The organism is Exiguobacterium qingdaonense, assembly GCF_018617855.1.
Taxonomy (GTDB): Bacteria; Bacillota; Bacilli; order Exiguobacteriales; family Exiguobacteriaceae; genus Exiguobacterium; species Exiguobacterium qingdaonense.
Window position 1 is genome coordinate 21,667 of record NZ_JACSKY010000009.1, and the last position, 20,375, is coordinate 42,041.

The 20,375-nt window shown below is 48.6% G+C and carries 24 protein-coding genes; 15 read left to right on the forward strand and 9 right to left on the reverse strand.

Annotation, left to right across the window (positions count from 1 at the left end; translation table 11 throughout):
* Positions 1-98 precede the first annotated feature (98 nt).
* Genes KNP00_RS10455 through KNP00_RS10465 form a run of 3 tightly spaced genes read right to left on the reverse strand, consistent with a single transcriptional unit; the run spans position 99 to position 2,409 of the window.
* Positions 99-317, reverse strand: coding sequence for a YhzD family protein (locus tag KNP00_RS10455; protein ID WP_215144924.1), 219 nt, complete (start codon positions 315-317; stop codon positions 99-101).
* 39 nt (positions 318-356) lie between these two features.
* A complete protein-coding gene (dinB, locus tag KNP00_RS10460) occupies positions 357-1,448 on the reverse strand; it encodes a DNA polymerase IV (protein WP_215144931.1) in 1,092 nt (363 codons plus the stop codon).
* Positions 1,449-1,470: 22 nt separating this feature from the next.
* Positions 1,471-2,409 (reverse strand): CorA family divalent cation transporter, encoded by a 939-nt coding sequence (locus KNP00_RS10465; RefSeq protein ID WP_215144934.1) that lies wholly within the window; start codon positions 2,407-2,409, stop codon positions 1,471-1,473.
* Positions 2,410-2,490: 81 nt separating this feature from the next.
* Here KNP00_RS10465 and KNP00_RS10470 point away from each other — a divergent pair, with 81 nt between their 5' ends.
* Positions 2,491-3,450 (forward strand): HD domain-containing protein, encoded by a 960-nt coding sequence (locus tag KNP00_RS10470; protein ID WP_215144936.1) that lies wholly within the window; start codon positions 2,491-2,493, stop codon positions 3,448-3,450.
* Positions 3,451-3,505: 55 nt separating this feature from the next.
* Here KNP00_RS10470 and KNP00_RS10475 read toward each other — a convergent pair whose 3' ends face one another.
* On the reverse strand, positions 3,506-4,495 hold the full coding sequence (locus tag KNP00_RS10475) for a peptidylprolyl isomerase (protein ID WP_215144938.1): 990 nt from the start codon (positions 4,493-4,495) through the stop codon (positions 3,506-3,508).
* Between the two features lie 154 nt (positions 4,496-4,649).
* On the opposite strand from KNP00_RS10475, the gene KNP00_RS10480 reads away from it, so the two are divergent.
* Complete coding sequence (locus tag KNP00_RS10480; protein ID WP_338082277.1) at positions 4,650-4,988, forward strand: DUF1878 family protein; 339 nt, start codon at positions 4,650-4,652, stop codon at positions 4,986-4,988.
* Here KNP00_RS10480 and KNP00_RS10485 read toward each other — a convergent pair.
* Together KNP00_RS10485 and KNP00_RS10490 are read right to left on the reverse strand one after the other, a co-directional pair.
* Positions 4,972-5,535, reverse strand: a complete 564-nt coding sequence (locus KNP00_RS10485) for an HTH-type transcriptional regulator Hpr (RefSeq protein ID WP_015880933.1) — start codon at positions 5,533-5,535, stop codon at positions 4,972-4,974. The two genes, KNP00_RS10480 and KNP00_RS10485, sit on opposite strands and share 17 nt — an antisense overlap.
* Before the next feature lie 61 nt (positions 5,536-5,596).
* Positions 5,597-5,953, reverse strand: coding sequence for a hypothetical protein (locus tag KNP00_RS10490; RefSeq protein WP_215144942.1), 357 nt, complete (start codon positions 5,951-5,953; stop codon positions 5,597-5,599).
* A gap of 168 nt (positions 5,954-6,121) precedes the next feature.
* On the opposite strand from KNP00_RS10490, the gene KNP00_RS10495 reads away from it, so the two are divergent.
* The gene (locus KNP00_RS10495) at positions 6,122-6,457 is read left to right on the forward strand and encodes a hypothetical protein (RefSeq protein ID WP_215144944.1); all 336 of its coding nucleotides are present in this window, start codon (positions 6,122-6,124) and stop codon (positions 6,455-6,457) included.
* A gap of 34 nt (positions 6,458-6,491) precedes the next feature.
* On the opposite strand, the gene KNP00_RS10500 is transcribed toward KNP00_RS10495, so the two are convergent.
* The gene (locus tag KNP00_RS10500) at positions 6,492-6,920 is read right to left on the reverse strand and encodes an HIT family protein (protein WP_215144946.1); all 429 of its coding nucleotides are present in this window, start codon (positions 6,918-6,920) and stop codon (positions 6,492-6,494) included.
* A 127-nt stretch (positions 6,921-7,047) separates the two neighbouring features.
* Here KNP00_RS10500 and KNP00_RS10505 point away from each other — a divergent pair, with 127 nt between their 5' ends.
* A complete protein-coding gene (locus KNP00_RS10505; RefSeq protein ID WP_215144948.1) occupies positions 7,048-8,097 on the forward strand; it encodes a zinc ribbon domain-containing protein in 1,050 nt (349 codons plus the stop codon).
* Between the two features lie 42 nt (positions 8,098-8,139).
* Here the strand turns inward: KNP00_RS10505 and KNP00_RS10510 are convergent, their stop codons facing one another.
* A complete protein-coding gene (locus tag KNP00_RS10510) occupies positions 8,140-8,391 on the reverse strand; it encodes a GlsB/YeaQ/YmgE family stress response membrane protein (protein ID WP_215144950.1) in 252 nt (83 codons plus the stop codon).
* 162 nt (positions 8,392-8,553) lie between these two features.
* Here KNP00_RS10510 and KNP00_RS10515 point away from each other — a divergent pair, with 162 nt between their 5' ends.
* Positions 8,554-9,291, forward strand: coding sequence for an ABC transporter ATP-binding protein (locus KNP00_RS10515; RefSeq protein ID WP_240542836.1), 738 nt, complete (start codon positions 8,554-8,556; stop codon positions 9,289-9,291).
* Positions 9,288-10,421 (forward strand): ABC transporter permease, encoded by a 1,134-nt coding sequence (locus KNP00_RS10520; RefSeq protein WP_215144952.1) that lies wholly within the window; start codon positions 9,288-9,290, stop codon positions 10,419-10,421. The genes KNP00_RS10515 and KNP00_RS10520 overlap by 4 nt, the downstream gene beginning before the upstream one ends.
* A gap of 43 nt (positions 10,422-10,464) precedes the next feature.
* On the opposite strand, the gene KNP00_RS10525 is transcribed toward KNP00_RS10520, so the two are convergent.
* On the reverse strand, positions 10,465-11,769 hold the full coding sequence (locus tag KNP00_RS10525; RefSeq protein ID WP_240542837.1) for an ammonium transporter: 1,305 nt from the start codon (positions 11,767-11,769) through the stop codon (positions 10,465-10,467).
* A gap of 122 nt (positions 11,770-11,891) precedes the next feature.
* On the opposite strand from KNP00_RS10525, the gene KNP00_RS10530 reads away from it, so the two are divergent.
* The 9 genes from KNP00_RS10530 to KNP00_RS10570 all read left to right on the forward strand — a co-directional run bounded on the left by KNP00_RS10530 (position 11,892) and on the right by KNP00_RS10570 (position 20,365).
* Positions 11,892-12,197, forward strand: coding sequence for a MerR family transcriptional regulator (locus KNP00_RS10530; protein WP_338082278.1), 306 nt, complete (start codon positions 11,892-11,894; stop codon positions 12,195-12,197).
* 117 nt (positions 12,198-12,314) lie between these two features.
* A complete protein-coding gene (gene hemE / locus KNP00_RS10535) occupies positions 12,315-13,364 on the forward strand; it encodes a uroporphyrinogen decarboxylase (protein ID WP_215144956.1) in 1,050 nt (349 codons plus the stop codon).
* On the forward strand, positions 13,361-14,290 hold the full coding sequence (hemH, locus tag KNP00_RS10540; RefSeq protein ID WP_215144958.1) for a ferrochelatase: 930 nt from the start codon (positions 13,361-13,363) through the stop codon (positions 14,288-14,290). The genes hemE and hemH overlap by 4 nt, the downstream gene beginning before the upstream one ends.
* Positions 14,283-15,668, forward strand: coding sequence for a protoporphyrinogen oxidase (gene hemG / locus KNP00_RS10545; protein WP_215144960.1), 1,386 nt, complete (start codon positions 14,283-14,285; stop codon positions 15,666-15,668). The genes hemH and hemG overlap by 8 nt, the downstream gene beginning before the upstream one ends.
* Positions 15,669-15,755: 87 nt before the next feature.
* Positions 15,756-16,643 carry a Cof-type HAD-IIB family hydrolase gene (locus KNP00_RS10550; protein WP_215144962.1) on the forward strand — a complete coding sequence of 296 codons (888 nt, stop codon included), beginning with the start codon at positions 15,756-15,758 and terminating at the stop codon, positions 16,641-16,643.
* Between the two features lie 70 nt (positions 16,644-16,713).
* Positions 16,714-17,703, forward strand: a complete 990-nt coding sequence (locus KNP00_RS10555) for a lipoate--protein ligase (protein WP_215144964.1) — start codon at positions 16,714-16,716, stop codon at positions 17,701-17,703.
* 147 nt (positions 17,704-17,850) lie between these two features.
* The gene (locus KNP00_RS10560; RefSeq protein ID WP_215144966.1) at positions 17,851-18,324 is read left to right on the forward strand and encodes a PTS sugar transporter subunit IIA; all 474 of its coding nucleotides are present in this window, start codon (positions 17,851-17,853) and stop codon (positions 18,322-18,324) included.
* A 100-nt stretch (positions 18,325-18,424) separates the two neighbouring features.
* Entirely contained in the window at positions 18,425-19,972 is a 1,548-nt protein-coding gene (locus KNP00_RS10565) for a long-chain-fatty-acid--CoA ligase (RefSeq protein ID WP_215144968.1), read from the forward strand.
* Between the two features lie 90 nt (positions 19,973-20,062).
* Entirely contained in the window at positions 20,063-20,365 is a 303-nt protein-coding gene (locus tag KNP00_RS10570) for a metal-sensitive transcriptional regulator (protein ID WP_026826659.1), read from the forward strand.
* The last annotated feature ends 10 nt before the right edge of the window (positions 20,366-20,375 follow it).

Consider the following 20,375-nt stretch of genomic DNA (forward strand, 5'->3'; position numbering starts at 1 on the left):
GATGAACGGATGGCTTTCGAGCCATCCGTTCTTTTGTTGAAATCGTCGCTACGTCAAAAAAGTAGGTCAGGACAATGGATGTCCTGGCCTACTTTTTTTTAGGATGCCGTTCCTTTCAATTTCCCCGGTAATTTGCAACGCTCGAAATAAATTAGCTCTCCGCGCCGAGTGATGCGTGCCCCTTTATGCTCATGTCCAGCAGCGCGAAGCATGTCGAGTCCTTGTTGTTTGGCAGACTGATCATCGCTCGCTTCGAACATTTCATTCAATACGAGCGTGCCATCATTCTCAAATCCTGTCACCGTGTATGTCTCCATTCACACGACCCCCTTTTCCTCATTGTAATGAATGGTCATTCATTCTTCAAGAGAAGGTTTCGTCAGTTCATCGAAAGTCAGTTGACGTGTCGATTCGATTCGCGGAAGCAAATCGGATACGGTCAGTCCAATCAGACGGACGGGCTCGGTGACGTTCATCTCATCGAAGAGGCGTCTAGCTAATTTACGAATTTCATCATGGTCATGCGTCGGGTGATTTAATTTGATTTGATGACTCCGAGCCTGAAATTCGCTCGTCTTTAATTTGATGGTGACCGTTTGACAGCTCAGCTCACGGCGATCGAGCTGACGCAGGACGTCTTCCATCTCCGGAATGACCCGTTCGAACACTTCTTCCGGGTCATCGATGTCAAATGCGAACGTCGTCTCCGACCCGATTGACTTACGTTCCCGTGTGGCGACGACGGGACGCGTATCTCGTCCATGTGCCAGTTCATACAGTTGTTGCCCACGATCGTGTCCAAAGATGGCTTTCAATTGTTCGGGACGGGCTGATTGTAAATCACGGATTGTATGGTATCCGCTCTTATGAAGCGTTTGGGCGGTCACTTTCCCGACGCCGTGCATCGCTTCGATGGAAAGGGGGGCGAGAAAATCTGACACTTCATCAACCGAGACGACCGTAAGGCCATTTGGTTTCTCAAATCCCGAAGCAATTTTCGCGACAAACTTTGATGGTGCGACCCCGGCAGACGCGGTGAGACCGGTGCGACGCTTAATCTCGCCTAATATATACCGGGCAATAAAGGGACCGGATGTGCTCAATAACGCGTTTTCTGTCACGTCGAGATACGCCTCATCGAGCGAGAGTGGTTCGACAAGTGGTGTGACCGACTTAAAAATCTCCATCACTTGTGCGCTGACTTGTCGATAGGCTTGAAACCGTGGTTTAACGAACGTCGCATGGGGACATAAGGCAAAAGCGCGACGTGATGACATTGCGCTGTGTACGCCATACTTTCTCGCTTCATATGAACAAGTTGCGACGACTCCACGGTTGTGGGGTGGACCTCCGACGATAACGGGTTTTCCTCGTAAGTTAGGATGGTCACGCTGTTCGACAGAAGCGTAAAAGGCGTCCATGTCCACATGAATGATGAGTCGTTCCATAACATCACCTTTCTTATGTGAATCACTTTTCTTTCATTATACCGAACTTTTGTTCGTTTTTTGAGAATTTTGTTTTTGCCCGATGTTTCGTCGAAGTCGTTTGATTTGGAAACTGTAGCAATGACCCGATCCAATTCTTTCGTTTCAGCCACACTTGGATGATGAGCGTGAAGAGAAGGATCATGAGCCAGGCGAATCCATATCCGAGCGGCCATTCCAGTTCAGGCATATGTTTGAAGTTCATTCCCCAAACCGCACCGAATGCAACGACAGGAGTCGTCAGTGCTGTGAAGACGGTAAGGGCCTTCATGATTTCGTTCCCCCGGAAGTTCGACAGGGTGGAGGCGAGGTCTGTCATCGCAATCACGTCTTCTTGATAATGGTTGATGAGTGTCAGCAATCGACTGACTCGATAATCGGCAAGTTGATACGATTTCAGTTGCTGTAAATCAATCGTTAAAAAAGCCTCCCGTCCCGCCATGACAAGTTCCTTATATGGGGTGACCGTATCGGACCACCGTTCAATCTCACTGCGAAGACCAAAAATCTCATTCATGAACGTAGCGGGAACTTGTCCCGTCATTTCACGCTGAGCTGCCATCAAACGTTCTTCAAATTCATCGATGCCATGAAAGTAGTTGTTCATCCGTTCGGCAAGCAACTCATAAAACGCCTCGATCGGAGAATCACATTGTTTGGCGAGAATGGACTCATGATGTAAATCATCGAACCCGATTGTCCATAAAAAATCAGGTCCGATAAAGTAATGTCCAATTTTTTGTGGCTCCCGTTCTAACTGTTCATAGTCGAGCGTGAGTGAACCATACATATATCCATTCTCGACCACGATTTTTGTGACGTTTGCGGTCGTCAACTGCTCGAGCCAATACGAATAGGCTTGGGCATATCGCTGATCAACATGAATATAGTCTTCCGGTCGTGTATACCAATCCCATTCCATCATCTATTCCTCCAATTCACTATATTGATAGTATTCCCAAATTGTCAGGAATGTTGGCATCTGTCGCAAACTTTCGATAAGATGAAGGTATTGAATAAGAGAGAGGTGCTTTTATTGACAACAAAAATCGGTCAGCTCAAAGTGGGCGACACGCTAGACCAATATGTCATGATTAAACAATCGTATAAGGGACTTGCCGGCAACGGGAAACCTTATTTAACATTAATCCTATGCGACGAGAGTGGCGAAATCGAAACGAAACTATGGGATAGTGCGGATACCGAAAAATATGCGACGAAAAAAATCGTCCATGCTGCCGGTGAAGTGATGGACTATCGCGGGCGCACCCAGTTGAAGTTGAAGCAAATTTCAATCATTGAACAAGAAGTAGATATCGCGCCGTACGTCCGCTCAGCTCCTGTACCGAAATCAGAGCTCGAGACGACGATTCGTGGATTCATCGCCTCCCTTCAACATGATGAAGTTCGCCGTCTCGTCGAAGAAGTTGTCAATCGTCATGAAGAGGCATACTTCACGTACCCGGCAGCCGTTCGGCACCACCATGCGGTCTATTCTGGACTTGCATTTCATGTGATGTCGATGTTGAAGCTTGCCGATACGATGTGTGAACTGTATCCGTCATTGAACCGGGACCTGTTAGTTGCCGGCGTGATCTTACATGATTTGGCGAAGGTGATTGAATTATCCGATGCGATCACACCGGAGTACACGCTCGAAGGGAAATTACTCGGTCATCTGTCACTCATGGCATCGGAGATTGAAGTCATCTCCCGAGAACTTGGAACGAACCGTGAAGTGACGACGCTGTTGCAACACCTCGTCTTGAGTCATCACGGTAAACCGGAATGGGGTTCTGCGAATACGCCACAGCTGCCTGAAGCCGAGATGTTGTTCTATATCGATAACATCGATGCGCGGATGAACATGTTCGAGAAAGCGTATGAAGGCGTTGAGCCGGGGACGTTCACAGAACGGATTATGGCACTCGATAATCGGGCCTTCTATCGTCCGAAGCTATAATGGAATATGGTCACAAAAAAAAGGGGGACTCCATTGCTGGAGTGCCCCTTTCTCATTACTGTTCAGTCGATTCTTCAGAAGACTCGTCTGCGTTTTTGATCGCTTCTTTCACCGCGTCAAATTGTTGTTCTGCTTTTGCATCTTTTACGTCAACGTTGTATTTTTCAATCAACTCTGCATAAATTTTGTTCGCATCAACAGAAGCCGATTTTTCAGCCGCCAACTCTTCACGAATGCGGTCTTTCTCGTCCTCGAGTTTCAAGTCTTTTTCTTTACGGTCTGTCACTTTGATGACGTGGAAACCGAATTGAGATTGGACGGGCTCCGAGATTTTCCCGACGACGTCTTCTCTAAATGAGTATTCTTCGAATTCAGGTACCATCGCGCCGGCAGAGAAGTAACCGAGCTCTCCACCTTTTTCACCTGAACCTGTGTCTGTCGACTTCTCTTTCGCAAGTTCTGCGAAGTCCGCACCGTCATTCAACTGTTTGATGATGTCTTGTGCTTCTTCCTCTGACTCAACGAGGATGTGGCTTGCTTCCACTTCCACGTTCTCTTTAGCGAATTGTGCCTCGATGTCTTCATCCGTCACATCGACAAGCTCAGATTTTGCAGCGTCGACAAGCATCTGTCCGCGAAGCGCCTCTTTGAACTCATCTGTGCCACTCATGCCGGCTTGTTGAATCGCCTGCTCGAATTCTTCTTCCGAGTTAAATTGTTCTTCTGTCTTGCTGAACTCTTCGTCTACTTTTTCTTGAGCGACTTGGTCCCCGTATTCCTTTTCAAGAAGTGCATTCATCGTCTCTTGGAATGCGAGTTGCGGCACCATACGGTCGTAACTCATATCCGCGATTTCACCGCGTGTGATTTCGCCGCCTTTATATGTGACGACTGCTGAGCTATCTGACTCACCGCCACCTACGTTCGTTGCAGCGTACGTACCGCCAGCTCCGATAATCAGTGCGAGTGCAGATGCACCGACGAGAGCGCCGGTTGAGAATTTTTTATCTTGCTTTTTTGGTTCGTTTGTCATTCCGTTTGACATGTATTCCACCCCTAATAATTCTTTGAAAGTTTCTAAGTCCGACTATATCACATTTTCCTAATGATGACAGCTGTTCTCTTGTCTGTACAGTATCATAGCACACAATCCTGTCGTATAATGATGTAATAGAATGTGAAATGATGGGGTGAGGGAAGTGTCACTAGAAGAGAAGGTCGAGCATTTATCATATCAGCTGAAAATTTTGCTTGAAATTGTCGATTGGACGGACCGTCCCTTTGAATATGAAGTGATTCGAGCGAATCTGACGAAGCAAGAGGTCAAGTCGTTTTTTCAACTGATTGAAGAGGTTCGAACACGACAAAACGAGCAATTGCGCTATGGATATACGTCCATAGAGCCGTTACTCGTTCATTTCGTAGGTATGCTAGATGCGAGACTCGACGCAAAAACGATTCTAGAGGCATGCGTCCGTCAAAGAATCGAGTTGGATGTGACCGAGCCACTTTATCGGCAGGTCAAGCTTCTTGACTGAGCTCATCCTCATCAGGGCGTCTACCTGCTTCTTCTGTGATCATTTTTGATGTCTCCGCAAAGATATCCATGAAGTTGTCCCCATACAAGCGACGTACGATGGCCGTCATGTCTGTCAAGTCTGGGAATTTTCCATAGAGTTCTTGAAGCGGAAGGGAGGCACGGAACACTCCGTTTCCTTCCGGGTCAAATGCATGAATCGTTTCAAGTAACAACGATTCTCCTTCAGGAGTCAATTGGACGTACGTGTTTCGTTTGTCCGTCTCTTTTTTAGAAAACGTAAGTAATCCACGGTCCTCTAACTTCTTTGAGAAGTTAAAGGCGGTTGAGACGTGCATGACGCCATATTTAGCGATCTCAGAGATGGAGGCACCACCTAAAGCGTGGGCAATCCATAAAATATGATGCTCATTAATATTCAAGTCGAACGGTTTGATCCAGTTTTGCCAGTCTTTTTCGACGGTTTTCCACAAAGCCTTACTCAATTGAATGATTTTATGGCTATAGAGCATGGCCTCAGGGCCAGTGAATTCTTTTTCGTGTTCCATCTCGATCCATCCTTTCCGGATAAAAAATCACATGTAATCGACGGACGATGTCTTCAAACACTTATTGTGTTGGATTGACGGGTTTGTCAGTCATAGCAGACTGTACGTTCGAGAGTTCCTGGAGGTTCCCTTGGATGCGCTCGACTGAAGGCTGAATGTCTTGTTGATAGCGTTCGACTTCGACCTTCACTTGATCAGTCAGTTCTTTACCTTGTAGCTTTCCTGCGGCGGCAACGTGTGATGCATGTTTCGCCACATTCCCGAATTGTTCTTTTAGCGTAGTGATTGTGGATGCCCGATGTTGTTGGGCAGCGGCATCGTTTCCAGTTCCTCGTGCCAGTTTCTTAAATGTAGCGACTCCTAAAAATGCTAAAACAAAGCCGAAAGCGACCCAATCTCGACGTTGGCGACTCGACAATTCATTCCCCTCCTCAAGCTTGGATATTCAGAATTACATTCTTTTCATATTATTTTACCAAAAAAGAGTGATTAAAAACCTATATCGCAAATAAAATTTTTCAGAACATTCATTTTTGACCGAAAAATCATTTTATTTTAAAATACGGGTAAAGGAAGGTGATCCTCAGTGGAGAAAGCGGAGCGTTGGGTAGATGATATGCTTGACTTGTACCTTGCTGCTAAACGACTGGGAGATGACACTTGGGCCGAATCCATTATGAACACACTAGAGGCGGGGTACGAAGCGTCGAAACAAACGGAACAGGCGCGCGAAAATTCGATTCGAGAAAAGCGGATGCTTGAAATAGATGCCCGTCTAACTGAGTTAAGGAAAGAATTTGAACAAGCGACATCTGTCAAGACGCGCCAACAGCTGTATGAGGTGGCAATCAAGCTTCAGGTCGAGCGAGCACAATTGGAAGAAGAGCGGAAGCGTCACCGCGACTCAATCAATCAATCATAAAGAGAGAACCGTCAAGCGATGACGGTTCTCTCTTTTAAAATTGTGCATGGATGTTTGATGCGAGGGTTGCAAGTTCCTCTTTCGTGAAGGCGTCGTTTTGTGCGATCCACTTTGCACCGAATCCGTCTTCGCTCCCGTAGCGAGGAATCAAATGAATATGGAAATGGTAGACGGTTTGTCCTGCAATTTCTTCTGCATTGGACAAGACGTTCATGCCGATTGCTCCCGTTTCACGTTGAATTGCTTTGGCGATGGTCGGGACGCGTTTGAAGACGTCCGCTGCGACATCCGCTGGGAGCTCATAAATGTTTTTGAAATGCTCTTTTGGAATGACGAGCGTATGACCTTTCGTCACTTGTGATATGTCGAGGAAAGCAAGGACTTTATCGTCTTCATACACTTTGTGCGCGGGGATTTCATTGTTGACGATTTTGCAAAAAATACAGTTCGGGTCAGTTCGCATTGAGATTCCTCCATTCATTTTTTCGTTTCAGAATCATCATACCACGGAAGTTCGGGCGCAAGGACGATATGAAACGAGATTGATTCTCGTTATAATATAGGTATGTATTTTGAAAGGAGGTGGGTAGATGCCGTATACGAGAAGCAAGAGAAAAGAGCGTCATCCAAAGATACTATTTATGTCATCTGTATTAATCATTTTAGTTGGAGCCATTGTCTTCTATATATATGCATACAAGCCGGCAGCGGAGCAAGATCACATACACGTTATGTTCAAAGAGGCCTTATTAGAAGAAGACCGTACCTTCTTTGAAGAGAAGGTAGAATATCAAGGTGAGCCGTTATCGCGAGCGGAGTCTCTTCGATTCATGGGATGGTTGAACGATGAAAAATCTATTCGAGGTGAGGCCATCGCAGAGGTCGCGAAAGACCGTGCTAATCGAACGAGTGGCATGGAAGCAGAAGGGTTGTTTCGATTGATTGACACGGGTGAAGGTCGCTTCGGCTTTTCAGACTATCGAATCGAGTTGCTCCCTCAACAAATCGATGTGACTTCAGACGTACCGCTGACGAACATTTGGGTCGACGGTCAACAAGTGGGTCGAATCGATGAAGCGAACGATGTGCTCACGTTTGAGAAGATGCCCGGGACGTATGATGTGAAAGCAATCGCGACAACGGGTGGGGAAACGGTCTCTGAAACAGAAACCGTTCAATTGACCTCATCTACATCCCTTGACTATGCACTCATGCCGGAAACGAGTGAAGCGATTGCCGGACAATTCGATTTGAAACGTGCTGAACTGATTGAGATCGAAGTGGAAGCACAAACCGGTCACTCGCTCGAAACGGTCGATTCTTTGATCGGAAAATCGAATGAGACGGTTCAAGGAACGCTCGGCGAACCGGTCGGAAAGCGTGAAAAGAAGTGGGACTATGAACGTTTGACTGTCACGTTCAAAGATGGAAAGGCCGACTCGATTTTAATCGACCTCGATAAACGGGCGGACGACATGATCGCCTTGCTCGGCGAACCGAAAGAGAAATCGGAGCATCCACTCGGAACGGAGTGGGACTACGGTCAATCATTTTTCGAATCAGTTTTCACGTTCTTTGGACTGGAGACCGAGAAGCAGTTCATCGAGAGAGAGGGCGCCATATATTTGTTGATTCAATGAAAAAAGAGGGACATTCCATAGTGGAAGCCCCTCCGATACATATTATTTTTTGCGCATTGATTTCATGACGAACGATACGATCAAGATTAGGATAATCGCACCGATAAGAGCCGGGACAATCGCGATATCTGCAACGACTGGTCCGAAATCACCGAAGATAAGTCCCCCTAACCAAGCTCCGATAATCCCTGCGATGATGTTACCAATGATTCCACCTGGTACGTCCTTACCTAAAATCAATCCTGCTAACCAACCGATGATACCCCCGATAATCAAATAAAGAATAAACCCCATGACCATTCTCCTTCCTCTTTTTGCCCATTGTTCTTTACAACGATTTTGTGAAACAATGGAAGTATTGATGTTTATGATGCCTTACAGTTCAGAATATTCCCATGTGACAACATTTAAAACATATATCACGAAAAAAAGTTGAAAATGAAAGGTGTGGTTTTCATGCTGCACGTCGAACGATTGAACGGCGGATATATTGGTAAACAAGTTTTGCATAACGTCTCGTTTGAAGTAGGGAAAGGAGAGCTCGTCGGTTTGATAGGGCTAAACGGGGCCGGTAAATCAACGACAATCAAACATATTTTAGGCTTGTTGTCACCGCTGTCTGGAACGGTCAAGATTGATGGGGAGACATTGAGCTCTTCAGAAAAGAACTATCGTAAAAAAGTGAGTTACATACCGGAAACACCGATTTTGTATGAGACGTTGACCTTACGAGAGCATATCGAATTGATGGGGAAAGCGTATGATGTAGACCCGGATGACCTGGCCGCACGTACGAAACGTCTAGCAAAAGAAATGAGGATGGAGAAGCAGCTCGGGTGGTTCCCGTCCGTCTTTTCAAAAGGGATGCGTCAAAAGGCGATGATCTTGTGTGCGCTCGTCACAAAGACGCCTCTCTTGATTGTCGATGAGCCGTTCGTCGGTCTCGACCCGTTGGCGATTCGTCAGTTGCTCAGCCTATTTGATGAATATAAGCAAGACTGTGCGATCTTGATGTCAACCCATATCCTTGAAACGGCAGAACGGCACTGCGACCGATTCGTCTTCCTCCATCAAGGGGTCGTCATCGCGAACGGGACGGCCGCGCAGCTGCGAGAAAAATATCAACTGTCTCCTGATGCGACACTCGATGACATTTATGTTGAGGCGATTGCGTCGGAGGAGCGTTCGTCATGAATCGATTCACTTCAAGACTCGGCAGTTGGATGGAAGAGGTCGTCAAATATAGTCGATACGTCGCGAACGGGGGACTGTTGTTCACACTCTATTTCACTTTGATTTATGGGGCGTTCGTTTACAACAACTTCCTAGAGCGAGTCGATGGGGCGTTCCCGGGGGTGTGGATTGCCGCGGCGGTCCTATTCATCATGCCACTCGGCCATCGTCCACGAACGTTTATCCGAGATGCGGATCAAGTATTTTTGCTTCCGGAATTAGGGGAGATTCGTTCTTATATGATTGGGGTGCGCTTGTTTAATATCGCTTTTGCCGCGTTACGTGGGTTGCTCGTCCTTCTCGTCTTGTTACCGCTACTCGTACGGACAGAGAGCTATTCGGGCGTCGAGGTGTTAGCTGTCGTCGTGACGATGCTCATGCTGTCGGCTGCAGGGCGTCTGGCGAAAGTGGAGGGAGTTCGTGAATGGCTCATCTTACCGTTCGCGTTTGGAAGTGGTGTCCTATTATTGATCGATTGGACATTATGGGCGTGGGTCCCGGCGCTCGCTCCGTTCATTCTCTTACATGTGAAACGAAATGAGCGAATTCCACTCCTACATTGGTTGGTGCTTGAAGAGAAAAGCCGAGCCCAGTTTGAACGGGTGATCAGCTGGTTCGTCGACTTGCCGACCTCAAAAGAAGAGGTTCGGGAACGCCGGCTCTTGACACGACTTTTAGAAAAACGGGTACTGCGACGAGTGGACGCTTCACGCTACGTGTACGGTCTCCGAATTTTGCGCTCGAACGACTCACTTGACTTGATTCTCCGTTTGACCGTGGTGGCGCTCATCGTCATGTGGATGTCTGGGGGATGGTATGTAGGGTTTGTCACGCCACTCTTCGTAGGTTTGACGGCGTTACAACTCGTCCCATTATTTAAGCGATTAGAGGCGGTCTCCATCGTTTCTTGGTTACCGGTCACACGCGATGAACGAATCGAAGGATATTCCTGGTGGGCCATGCGATTGCTCATCGCCCAGTCTACCGTTCTCGTTCTAGCATCCATCGCTTTCGGTGCGACATGGGATGCGGCGGTCGGATTCGTTTTATCAATCACGGTCATTCGCTATTATTTAGGTCGATTAAAATAAAAGAAGGACATCCTGTGCGGGATGTCCTTCTCACATGACTCGATTATTTTTTTGGAGACATGACCGACACGCTCGAGCCGAGGACTTTCGGGAGACGTCCTGGTTTCTCTGTCGGCGCTTTTGTTTCACCATAAGCCGATACACCGTGCTCTGCAATGTCGAGACCGACATCTTCTTGTTCTTCCGTGACGCGTAGACCGATCGTGACGTCAAGGAGTTTTAAGAAAGCGTAACTTCCGCCACCGGCGATGACCATGGCGATCAATACACCGAGTGTCTGTACGCCAAGCTGTGTCAACCCGCCGCCGTAGAAGAGACCGGCTGACCCGATTCCTGTGATCTCGACGAGTCGGGGAGAAGCGAAGAAACCGAGTGCGAGCGTTCCGATGATCCCTGCGACCCCGTGAACGGAAAAGGCGCATAATGGGTCGTCCACATATTTCGCCATCAAGATGCTCGTCCCGTATGTCGCGACTGATGCGAGCGCGCCGATGATGACGGCCGCCCACGGTTCGACGAACGCACATGCTGCCGTGATGGCGACGAGTGCCCCGAGTACCCCGTTGACGATGGTCGGGATATCTGCCGTCTTCCGATGAAGCATGACGACCGCGAGCGCACCGAGCGCACCAGCTGCCGTGGCGAGCATCGTCGTCAACGCGACATACCCGAAGAATCCGTCAGCGACCGACATCGTCGAGCCGGCATTGAATCCGAACCAGCAAAGCCAAAGGACAAGACCACCAACGACCGTCAAGACGTGATTATGACCAGCGAGTGATTCCGTCTTTCGACGTGGTTTCAAGATGATGGTCGCCATGAGCGCCGCCATCCCACCTTGAAGGTGAACGACCGCCGAACCCGCGAAGTCTTGCATACCCATCGACCCAAGCATGCCACCAGCCCAAACCGAGCGAGCGACAATCGGGTAGAGGATGGCAACGAAGAAGATACCGAACAGAACGTAGGCAGAAAGCTTAGCCCGTTCCGCAAATCCACCCCACGCGATCGCGAGGGAGACTGCGACGAATGATAACTGGAATAAGAATTTGATGTCGATGGAGACGTTCGCCCAGTCGAGGCTTGTGAACGATCCGCTTAAGAAGAATCCTTCTGTCCCAAACCAAGTCGTCCCGTCACCGAACGAGAGGCCGAACCCGACCGCCCAAAAAGCGAGTGCCGCCACAGAGAGGCTGATTATTTGTTTGACCGCGACGTGCCCGGCATTTTTCGCCCGGAGCGTCCCTGTCTCGAGTAATCCGAATCCTAATTGCATCGTCAATACGAGCAATGCAGCGATGAGTACGTACAGCGTGTCCATATAATAGAGAATGTCTTCCATGTTCATGTCCTCCTTTTTCTTAGGTGCTTTCCAAAAGTTGACTTCAGTGTAAAACGAAAATTTCGTGCTGGATTGCATTTTGTCAGATTATCTGACATATTTTTTTTAAGACAAGGAGGCGAGGAAAGGTGGACTACAAAACGAAAAAAGTGATTGGAATGGGCGTTGTCACAGAGCTGACGGGACTTTCAGAACGTCAAGTCCGTTACTATGAAGAAAAAAAACTCGTCTTTCCTGAACGGACGAAAGGTGGCTCGCGTAAATATTCTTTCCATGATGTGGAACGTTTGATTGAAGTGGCGACTAAGCTAGAGGATGGCTGGCGAATTCAAGACATCAAGGAACGGGAGCGACGATTGTCGGCGAAGCAACGCGATGATCTGATTCGAGGGCAGTTGAATTCGGCCTTCCGAACATTTCCGACAAAAAAATGACACAAAGAAAACACAATGAAAATGCTTCACATTAGCATAATTCTAATTAATTTCTGTATAATGTTTTTTGAGTTCACAAACACGAGAATAAAGAGTGTAGGAGAAATATAGAGGGGAATGACGCGACGTATGAACGATACTATTTTAAAAGCGTTTAAAGGAGAGGCGACGGATTATGTACCTGTATGGTATATGCGCCAAGCCGGACGCTACCAACCGGAATATCGAGAGATTAAAAAGACGAGGTCACTATTCGAGATCACGCATGATCCTGAACTTTGTGCATATGTCACAGAACTTCCGGTGAAACAACTCGGGGTCGACGCGGCCATTCTTTATAAAGACATCATGACACCACTTCCGTCGATGGGGGTTGACGTTGAAATCAAGAGCGGGATCGGACCGGTCATTGACAATCCGTATCGAACGATGGAAGATGTGGAGCGCTTGAAACCGTTAAACCCGGAAGACATCTCGTACGTCTTCGACACGATCCGTCTACTACGGGAACGATTAGAAGTTCCGCTCATCGGCTTTTCAGGCGCGCCGTTCACATTGGCGAGCTACATGATCGAAGGGGGACCGTCGCGGAACTACCATCGTACGAAAGCACTCATGTATGCAGAACCGGACGTATGGAATGCGTTGATGGAAAAGCTAGGCGACATGGTCATCACGTATGCGAAGGCGCAAGCGGATGCCGGCATTCAAGCGTTCCAATTGTTTGATTCTTGGGTCGGGACGCTCAGTCGTAAAGATTATGCACGTTACATCAAACCGACGACGGAGCGTATTTTTAAAGAACTGCGTTCACTCGACATTCCGCTCATCATGCACGGTGTCGGAGCGAGCCACCAAATCGAGGAATGGCACGACCTTCCACTTGATGTGGTCGGGCTTGACTGGCGTCTATCGGTCCAAGAAGCACGGGACCGTGGCATCACAAAGGCGGTACAAGGAAACTTAGACCCGTCGTTTTTGTTAGCTCCATGGCCGGTCATCGAAGAGAAGGTTAAGGAAATTTTAGATGAAGGAATGAAACAGCCAGGATACGTCTTCAATTTGGGACATGGGGTGTTCCCTGAAGTCGACCCGGCCGTACTCGTCAAATTGACGGCATTCATTCACGACTACTCAGGCGAAAAAATGGGAGGCAACGAATCATGAAAACAGTCGGACTACTTGTCATGGCGTACGGCACACCGTACAAACCAGAAGATATCGAGCGGTATTACACGCACATTCGCTACGGACGCAAACCGTCACCAGAAGCACTTCAAGATTTGACGGAACGTTACGAAGCGATTGGGGGAGTATCTCCACTCGCGAAGATCACGATCGATCAAGCGGAGACGCTTCGTGACATCTTGAACGAGCGTCATGTGGGTGAGATCGAGTTCAAACTGTATATCGGATTGAAGCATATCGAACCGTTCGTAGAAGACGCGGTCGCGCAAATGGCAAACGACGGCATCAAAGAAGCGGTATCGGTCGTCTTGGCACCTCATTACTCGTCATATAGCGTCAAGTCATACAACGGGCGCGCCCACGAAGAGGCGGCGAAGTTTGGGATTGACATTCGTTCGGTAGAGTCATGGTATGATGAGCCGAAGTTTATCAAATGGTGGGCGAATGCGATTAACGATACGTATGCGTCATTGCCTGTACCGGCTGAAAAGACATGTCTCATCGTATCGGCGCATAGTCTCCCTGAGAAGATTTTGGCTGGCGGCGACCCATACCCGGATCAATTGAAAGAGACGGCTGATAAAATTGCCATTGAAACAGGCGTCCCGCACTATGAGATCGGTTGGCAGTCAGAAGGGAACACGCCGGATCCATGGATTGGACCTGACGTACAGGATTTGACGGCTGAACTTCATGAAAAATATGGCTATGAGGCGTTCGTCTATACGCCTGTCGGCTTTGTTGCAGATCATCTTGAAGTATTGTTCGACAATGACGTCGAGTGTAAAGTCGTCTGTGACCGTCTAGGTGTTCACTACGCACGTCCGGCTATGCCAAACGCAGAGCGAAGCTTCATCGAAGCCATCGCGGATCGAATGGAAAGCGTGATTGTGCATCATGCGTAAATTCACGATTATCGGTGGTGGGATCACAGGTCTCACCGCCGCTTTTTATGCGGAGCGTTATTTGCCGGAAGACGTGACGATCACGTTGCTCGAGGCGACCGACCGCCTCGGTGGGAAAATTGATACGTACGAGACGGGAGAGTTTGCCGTGGAAAGAGGTCCAGATTCGTATGTCTTTCGAAAGACGGCGATGACGGAACTAATTGAAGATGTTGGCTTAGGCGATGAGCTCGTCCGAAATGGCGTCGGGCAAGCTTACGTCCTTCATCATGATGGGCTCCACCCGATTCCGAAGCAGACGGTGATGGGGATTCCCCTCGACGTCAATGCATTTCGTGAGACGACGTTGCTCTCGGAAGAAGAACACGAGGACTTGAAACGCATGTTGCTGACACCCCCTAATGTAGAGGCTCCAGATTCGGACGTTTCACTCGGTCTTTACCTTCGTGAACGTGTCGGAGACCCGATTGTCGATCGGTTAATCGAACCGTTGCTTTCAGGGATTTATGCCGGTGACATCGATCAGATGAGTGCGATGTCGACGTTCCCACAGTTCATCGAAGGGGAGAAGAAATACGGGAACCTATACGAAGGGATGCGCCATTTACGTCCTGAACAACGAGTCGCGGAAGTCGGCGCGAAGAAGGTCGGTCAGTTCGCCTCGTTGAAACGGGGACTTAAATCACTTACAGACCGTCTGGCTGAGCGATTAGAACGGACGGAGATTGTATTGAACTGTTCAGTCGAACAAATGTCCGAGCGCGAGGATGGGTATCGATTGTTTACGAATCGTGGAGATATCGATACAGACCATCTCCTATTGACGGTCCCACCACGTCTCATCCGTCAGTTTCTCCCGAAAGTCGATAGTGAATTTTTGGCAGACATGAAGCCGCATGCGACGGCGACTTGTTCGCTTGTATTTAAAGAGGGGGATATCGATCTTCCATTCGTCGGAACAGGATTCGTCGCGAGTCAGGAAGCGGACGTGACGATTACGGCGTGTACGTTTATCGACCAGAAGTGGCCCCATGCCGTGCCGAAAGGGTATCATGTCCTTCGTGTCTTTTTAGGTCGTCCGGGAGCGGATGAAATCGTCGAAGCGTCCGATGAGGAAATCATCGAGACGGCGTTACACGATCTTCGTGGTCTCATGCGTATCCATCGTGCTCCGATCCAGACGGTCGTCAGCCGACTCCGCGATGGCCTGCCACCATATGCCGTTTTTCATGCGGACCGCGTCAAAGCACTCCGTGCCGAAATGAGCCGGATATACCCAGGCGTCATTCTTGCCGGAATCGCCTATGACGGAATCGGGATGCCAGACTGTGTGAAAAGTGTACGGGAACAAGTAAAGGCAGTGAGTCGTACATTTTGAGATTTTATGAAGGGAGGGCTCGGATTGTTCCGGAACCCTCTCTTTTTGATATAGTAAGAAGCGAAAGAGAAAAAGGAGTGATGAGAGATGGCGACATATAAACTTTTTGTGTCTGACATGGACGGTACGATTTTGCACAATCACACGACGATTGCGAAAGAAACGGCAGAAATCGTTCACGAGGCAGAGGCGGCTGGGATTCGTTTTGCGATTGCGACGGGACGCAACTATGTGAATGCGAAACAAATTTTAGATGAGGTTGGGCTCTCTTGTCCAATCGTGTCATCGAATGGTGGGCGTGTGCTCGACGCTTCGGGCGAAATTCTTCATGAAATTGATTTGACGACAGAAGAGGCACTTCAAATCATTCATGTCCTTCATCATGATCACAAGTATGCGGACGTCTTTTACGAGATGTACACGGAAGGCGGACTCGTCGCAAGCCGAGGTGATTTGATTGAAGCGTCGATGAAGAACTTAAAAGCGAACGGGGACGACCGCTCGCTCGAAATGTATGAGTTTTTCAAAAATCGTTACTACGTCAATGAAGATGTGAAGCTCGTCGAAGACATCGAGGACTTTGTTCGTCACGAAGCGGGACGCGTCTATAAGTTCATTGCGTTTTCGAGTCATCTTGAGAAGATGACTGCTCTATGGAAAGAAATCGATGAAACTGTCGAGGGTGTGTATGTCACGTCCTCAGGGAACGACAACATCGAAGTGATGGCTCATGGTGCGGATAAAGGGAACGGTGTGGCGAAACTCGCCGAGCACTATGGTATCGATTTATCGGAAGTCGTCGTCATCGGTGACAACTTGAACGACGTACCGATGTTCAAAGTGGCCGGTAAAGCGATTGCGATGGGGAACAGTCATGAAGACTTGATCGCGCTCAGCGACCATGTCACTGAACGTCATGATGAATACGGTGTGGCGAACGCCTTGAAACGAGTCATGAACGGTGAGTGGAAGTAAAAGATTTGTCGAGGCATCGACTCGTTTCGTATAATACGAGTAATGACATCCGACTAGGAGGAAATAGACTGTGAAATTTATTTTTAATCCGGATATCCGCGACCCGAAAATCAACTTGGCGGTTGAAGAGTATATCTTGAAACACTTGAACGTAGACCATGAAGATTATTTCCTGTTCTACATCAATGGACCCTCGATTATTATTGGGAAAAACCAAAACACGTCAGAAGAAGTCAATTTGAAATACATCGAAGAGAACGGGATTGATGTCGTTCGACGTCTCTCTGGTGGGGGAGCCGTCTATCATGATGAAGGAAACTTGAACTTCAGCTTCATTACAAAAGATGATGGCAACTCGTTCAATAACTATAAGAAGTTTACGCAACCAATCGTGGATGCATTACGTAAACTTGGCGTAGAGGCAGAACTGACGGGTCGCAACGATATTCAGGTCGGTGAACGTAAGATCAGCGGGAACGCCCAGTTCACGACGCGCGGGCGCATGTTCAGCCACGGGACGCTCATGTTCAACTCAAACATTGAAGAAGTCGTCAACTCGCTCAACGTCTCGGAAGAGAAAATGCGTTCAAAAGGAATCAAATCGGTTCGCAGTCGCGTGGCGAACATCACGGAATTTTTAGAGCGTGAGATGGAGATGGACCATTTCGTCGAGGCGCTCCTGCATTCAATTTATGATGGGGAGCAGCCGGAGCGCTATGTGCTTCGTGACGAGGATTGGGAAATCGTTCATGATATCTCGAAGGAGCGCTACGCAAACTGGGACTGGAACTTCGGGAAATCACCGAAGTTCGACGTCGAGTCGAAACGTCGCTTCCCAATCGGAACGATTGATGTTCGCATGAACGTCAACAAAGGGACGGTGACAGAGGCGAAGATTTACGGTGATTTCTTCGGTGTCGGAAACATCCAGGATGTCGAGCAAGCGCTCGTCGGAACTCGCTTCGAACGTGCCGCCATCCGTGAGCAATTGATGCAACTCGATTTAAAGCATTACTTCGGTAACGTCGAGCTCGAGGAATTGGTTGATTTGATTAGTTAAGATGGTCAGGGCGATCTCTACGGAGGTCGTCCTTTTTGGCAGTTTCGTGAACGTTTACCGAACAGATTGAACCGATACGAAAGAAGGCGTATCATAATTTGTGCAAGCGCTTTCGTGGTTGTTGTCATTAAATGAGGAGGAGTATGCATGTATCGAATGCTGAGTGAATGGATGGATTCGAGTCGTATGTGGGTGACGGAACAAGTGACTTTTGAACGTGCTGTCAATGCGGTAGGTTTAGAGTTAGAACGTAAAGGGATGGTCGATTCTTCTTTTACACAGATTGTCCTCGATCAAGAGACGATTATTCCTTCTGGAGTGAGCGATGTGGCCGTACCGGTTGCCGTCATCGATGTGCCCCTCTCCATTTCAAAAAAGGACGGCATCTCGCTCCTTCATCTGCTCAACCCGTGTGAGGTCAAAACGATCACCGGGGAAACAATACAGGCGGAAGCCGTCTTGTTGATCACCGCGACGAATGAACCGAAAAAACAGGCGTACCATAAACTGATTGATGATTTACTCATGGACGACGAGGCACTCCAAGCGCTCGTGCATGTTCAAAGCCGTACCGGATTGTTTCACTTAAAGTCGAACTTTTTGGAAGCGTTTTCTTATTGAATCATTTCATGTACAATAGAAGTAATTGAAAAGGGCGCGGACAACGTGCTCTTTTTTATGGCTCAAAAGTGAATCATCATTCATTTAAAGGGGGATTACCATGGCAAACTTAGTCAAGTCGCTACAAGAAGTAGTGGCCGCTCACCCGCAGAAAGCGGCGTATGTGTTTGGGGAAGACACGGTGAGTTACGGACAGTTTTATGGGCAGGTCAAGGCGATGGCGTCGACGCTTGAACAAAAGGGTATTGGACAAGGCGACCACGTCGCGCTCGTTCTCGGAAACAGCCCTGCGTTCCTAATTTCGTACTTCGCCGTGTTGTCACGGGGAGGGGTCGTCATTCCGATCAACCCTACATACACGCCTGATGAGATGGCCTATATTTTGCTCGATGGGGATGTGAAGGGGATCGTCGGGTTATCGCCTCTCGTCGCAAAAGCAGAAACGATGCTCGCGAAGCTGCCTCAGCTGAAGCTTGTCGTCTCGGTGCCATATGCCGATATCCCGGCATTGAAGCGGGAAGGCGCGATCGAGTTCATTCCGTTTGCGGAGGCGTTCGCTCCATCTGAAGGCACGTTCATCGAAGTGGATGAAGAAGAAGTCGCGGTCATCCTTTATACGAGTGGGACGACGGGAAAACCGAAAGGGGCTCTGCTCACGCATCGGAACTTGTTCTCGAACGCCCATTCGATCGGGGAATATTTGGACATCACACCAGAGGACAAAGCGTTGGCGGCATTGCCGATGTTCCACGTCTTTTGTTTGACGGTCATCGTTAATGCACCGCTCCTTCGCGGGGCGACGATTGTGATCTTACCGAAGTTCTCACCGCAAGAGGTGTTCGATTTAGTGCCGAAACATCGGGTGACGTTGTTTGCCGGGGTGCCGACGATGTACAATTTCTTGTTACAGACCGCGATGAAAGTTCCGGCTTATACATCTTCACTGAAACATGTCCGCGTCTTCGTTTCAGGTGGAGCGAGCTTGCCGGTTCAATTGCTCGAGTCGTTTGAGCAGATGTTCGAGTGCAAGATACTAGAAGGGTATGGTCTGTCCGAGGCGTCACCGGTCACTTGTTTCAATCCGCTCCACGGCGAGCGTAAGGCCGGATCGATCGGCCCTTCCATCGTTCACGTCGAAAATAAGGTCGTCGACGAGCTTGGGGAAGAAGTCGGCGTCGGTGAAGTCGGTGAACTGATCGTACGGGGACCGAACGTCATGAAAGGATATTACAAACTACCAGAAGAGACGATGATGACGCTCCGCGACGGCTGGCTTTATACGGGGGACTTGGCGCGACGAGACGAGGACGGATACTTCTATATCGTCGACCGGAAGAAGGATATGGTCATCGTCGGAGGATACAATGTATACCCTCGTGAGGTAGAAGAGGTGTTGTATCAACATCCGGACATCGTGGAAGCAGCCGTCATTGGTGTGCCGGATGCGGAGCAAGGGGAGGCGGTGAAGGCATTCGTCGTCACGAAACACGAAGGGGTGACGAAAGAGGACATCCGAGCCTATACCGAAACGAAATTAGCAAAATATAAACAACCGGCACAGATTGAAATCATCGAGGAGCTTCCACGAAACACGACCGGTAAGATTTTACGGACGGTCTTGAAGAGCGAAGCGTTTCAAAATAGTTGAGTAGAGAAGGGCGACCTAGTTCGCCCTTTTTTAATCTTTATATTTGACACCATTACGGGGTAGGGGTATATTGATGGTGAGGTGATCAACATGGATGAATTTTTGCATGACCAACCACTCGTTCCGCGTGATGATGCCGAACGGGAGGCACTCGGGAAACGTCTGAAACGAATCGAAGGACAGGTCCGGGGGATTCAGAAGATGGTCGAGAGCGACCGCTATTGTGTCGATATTCTGACACAGACGTCAGCCATTCAGGCCGCTCTGAAGCAAGTCGAGATGCAACTGTTAGAGCGTCACATGCGCAAGTGTTTGGTTCACGCAAGCGAGACGGAAAACATGGAACCTTACATTGATGAACTGATGACGATCGTCAGCCGCATCAAAAAATAAGGAGGGATTT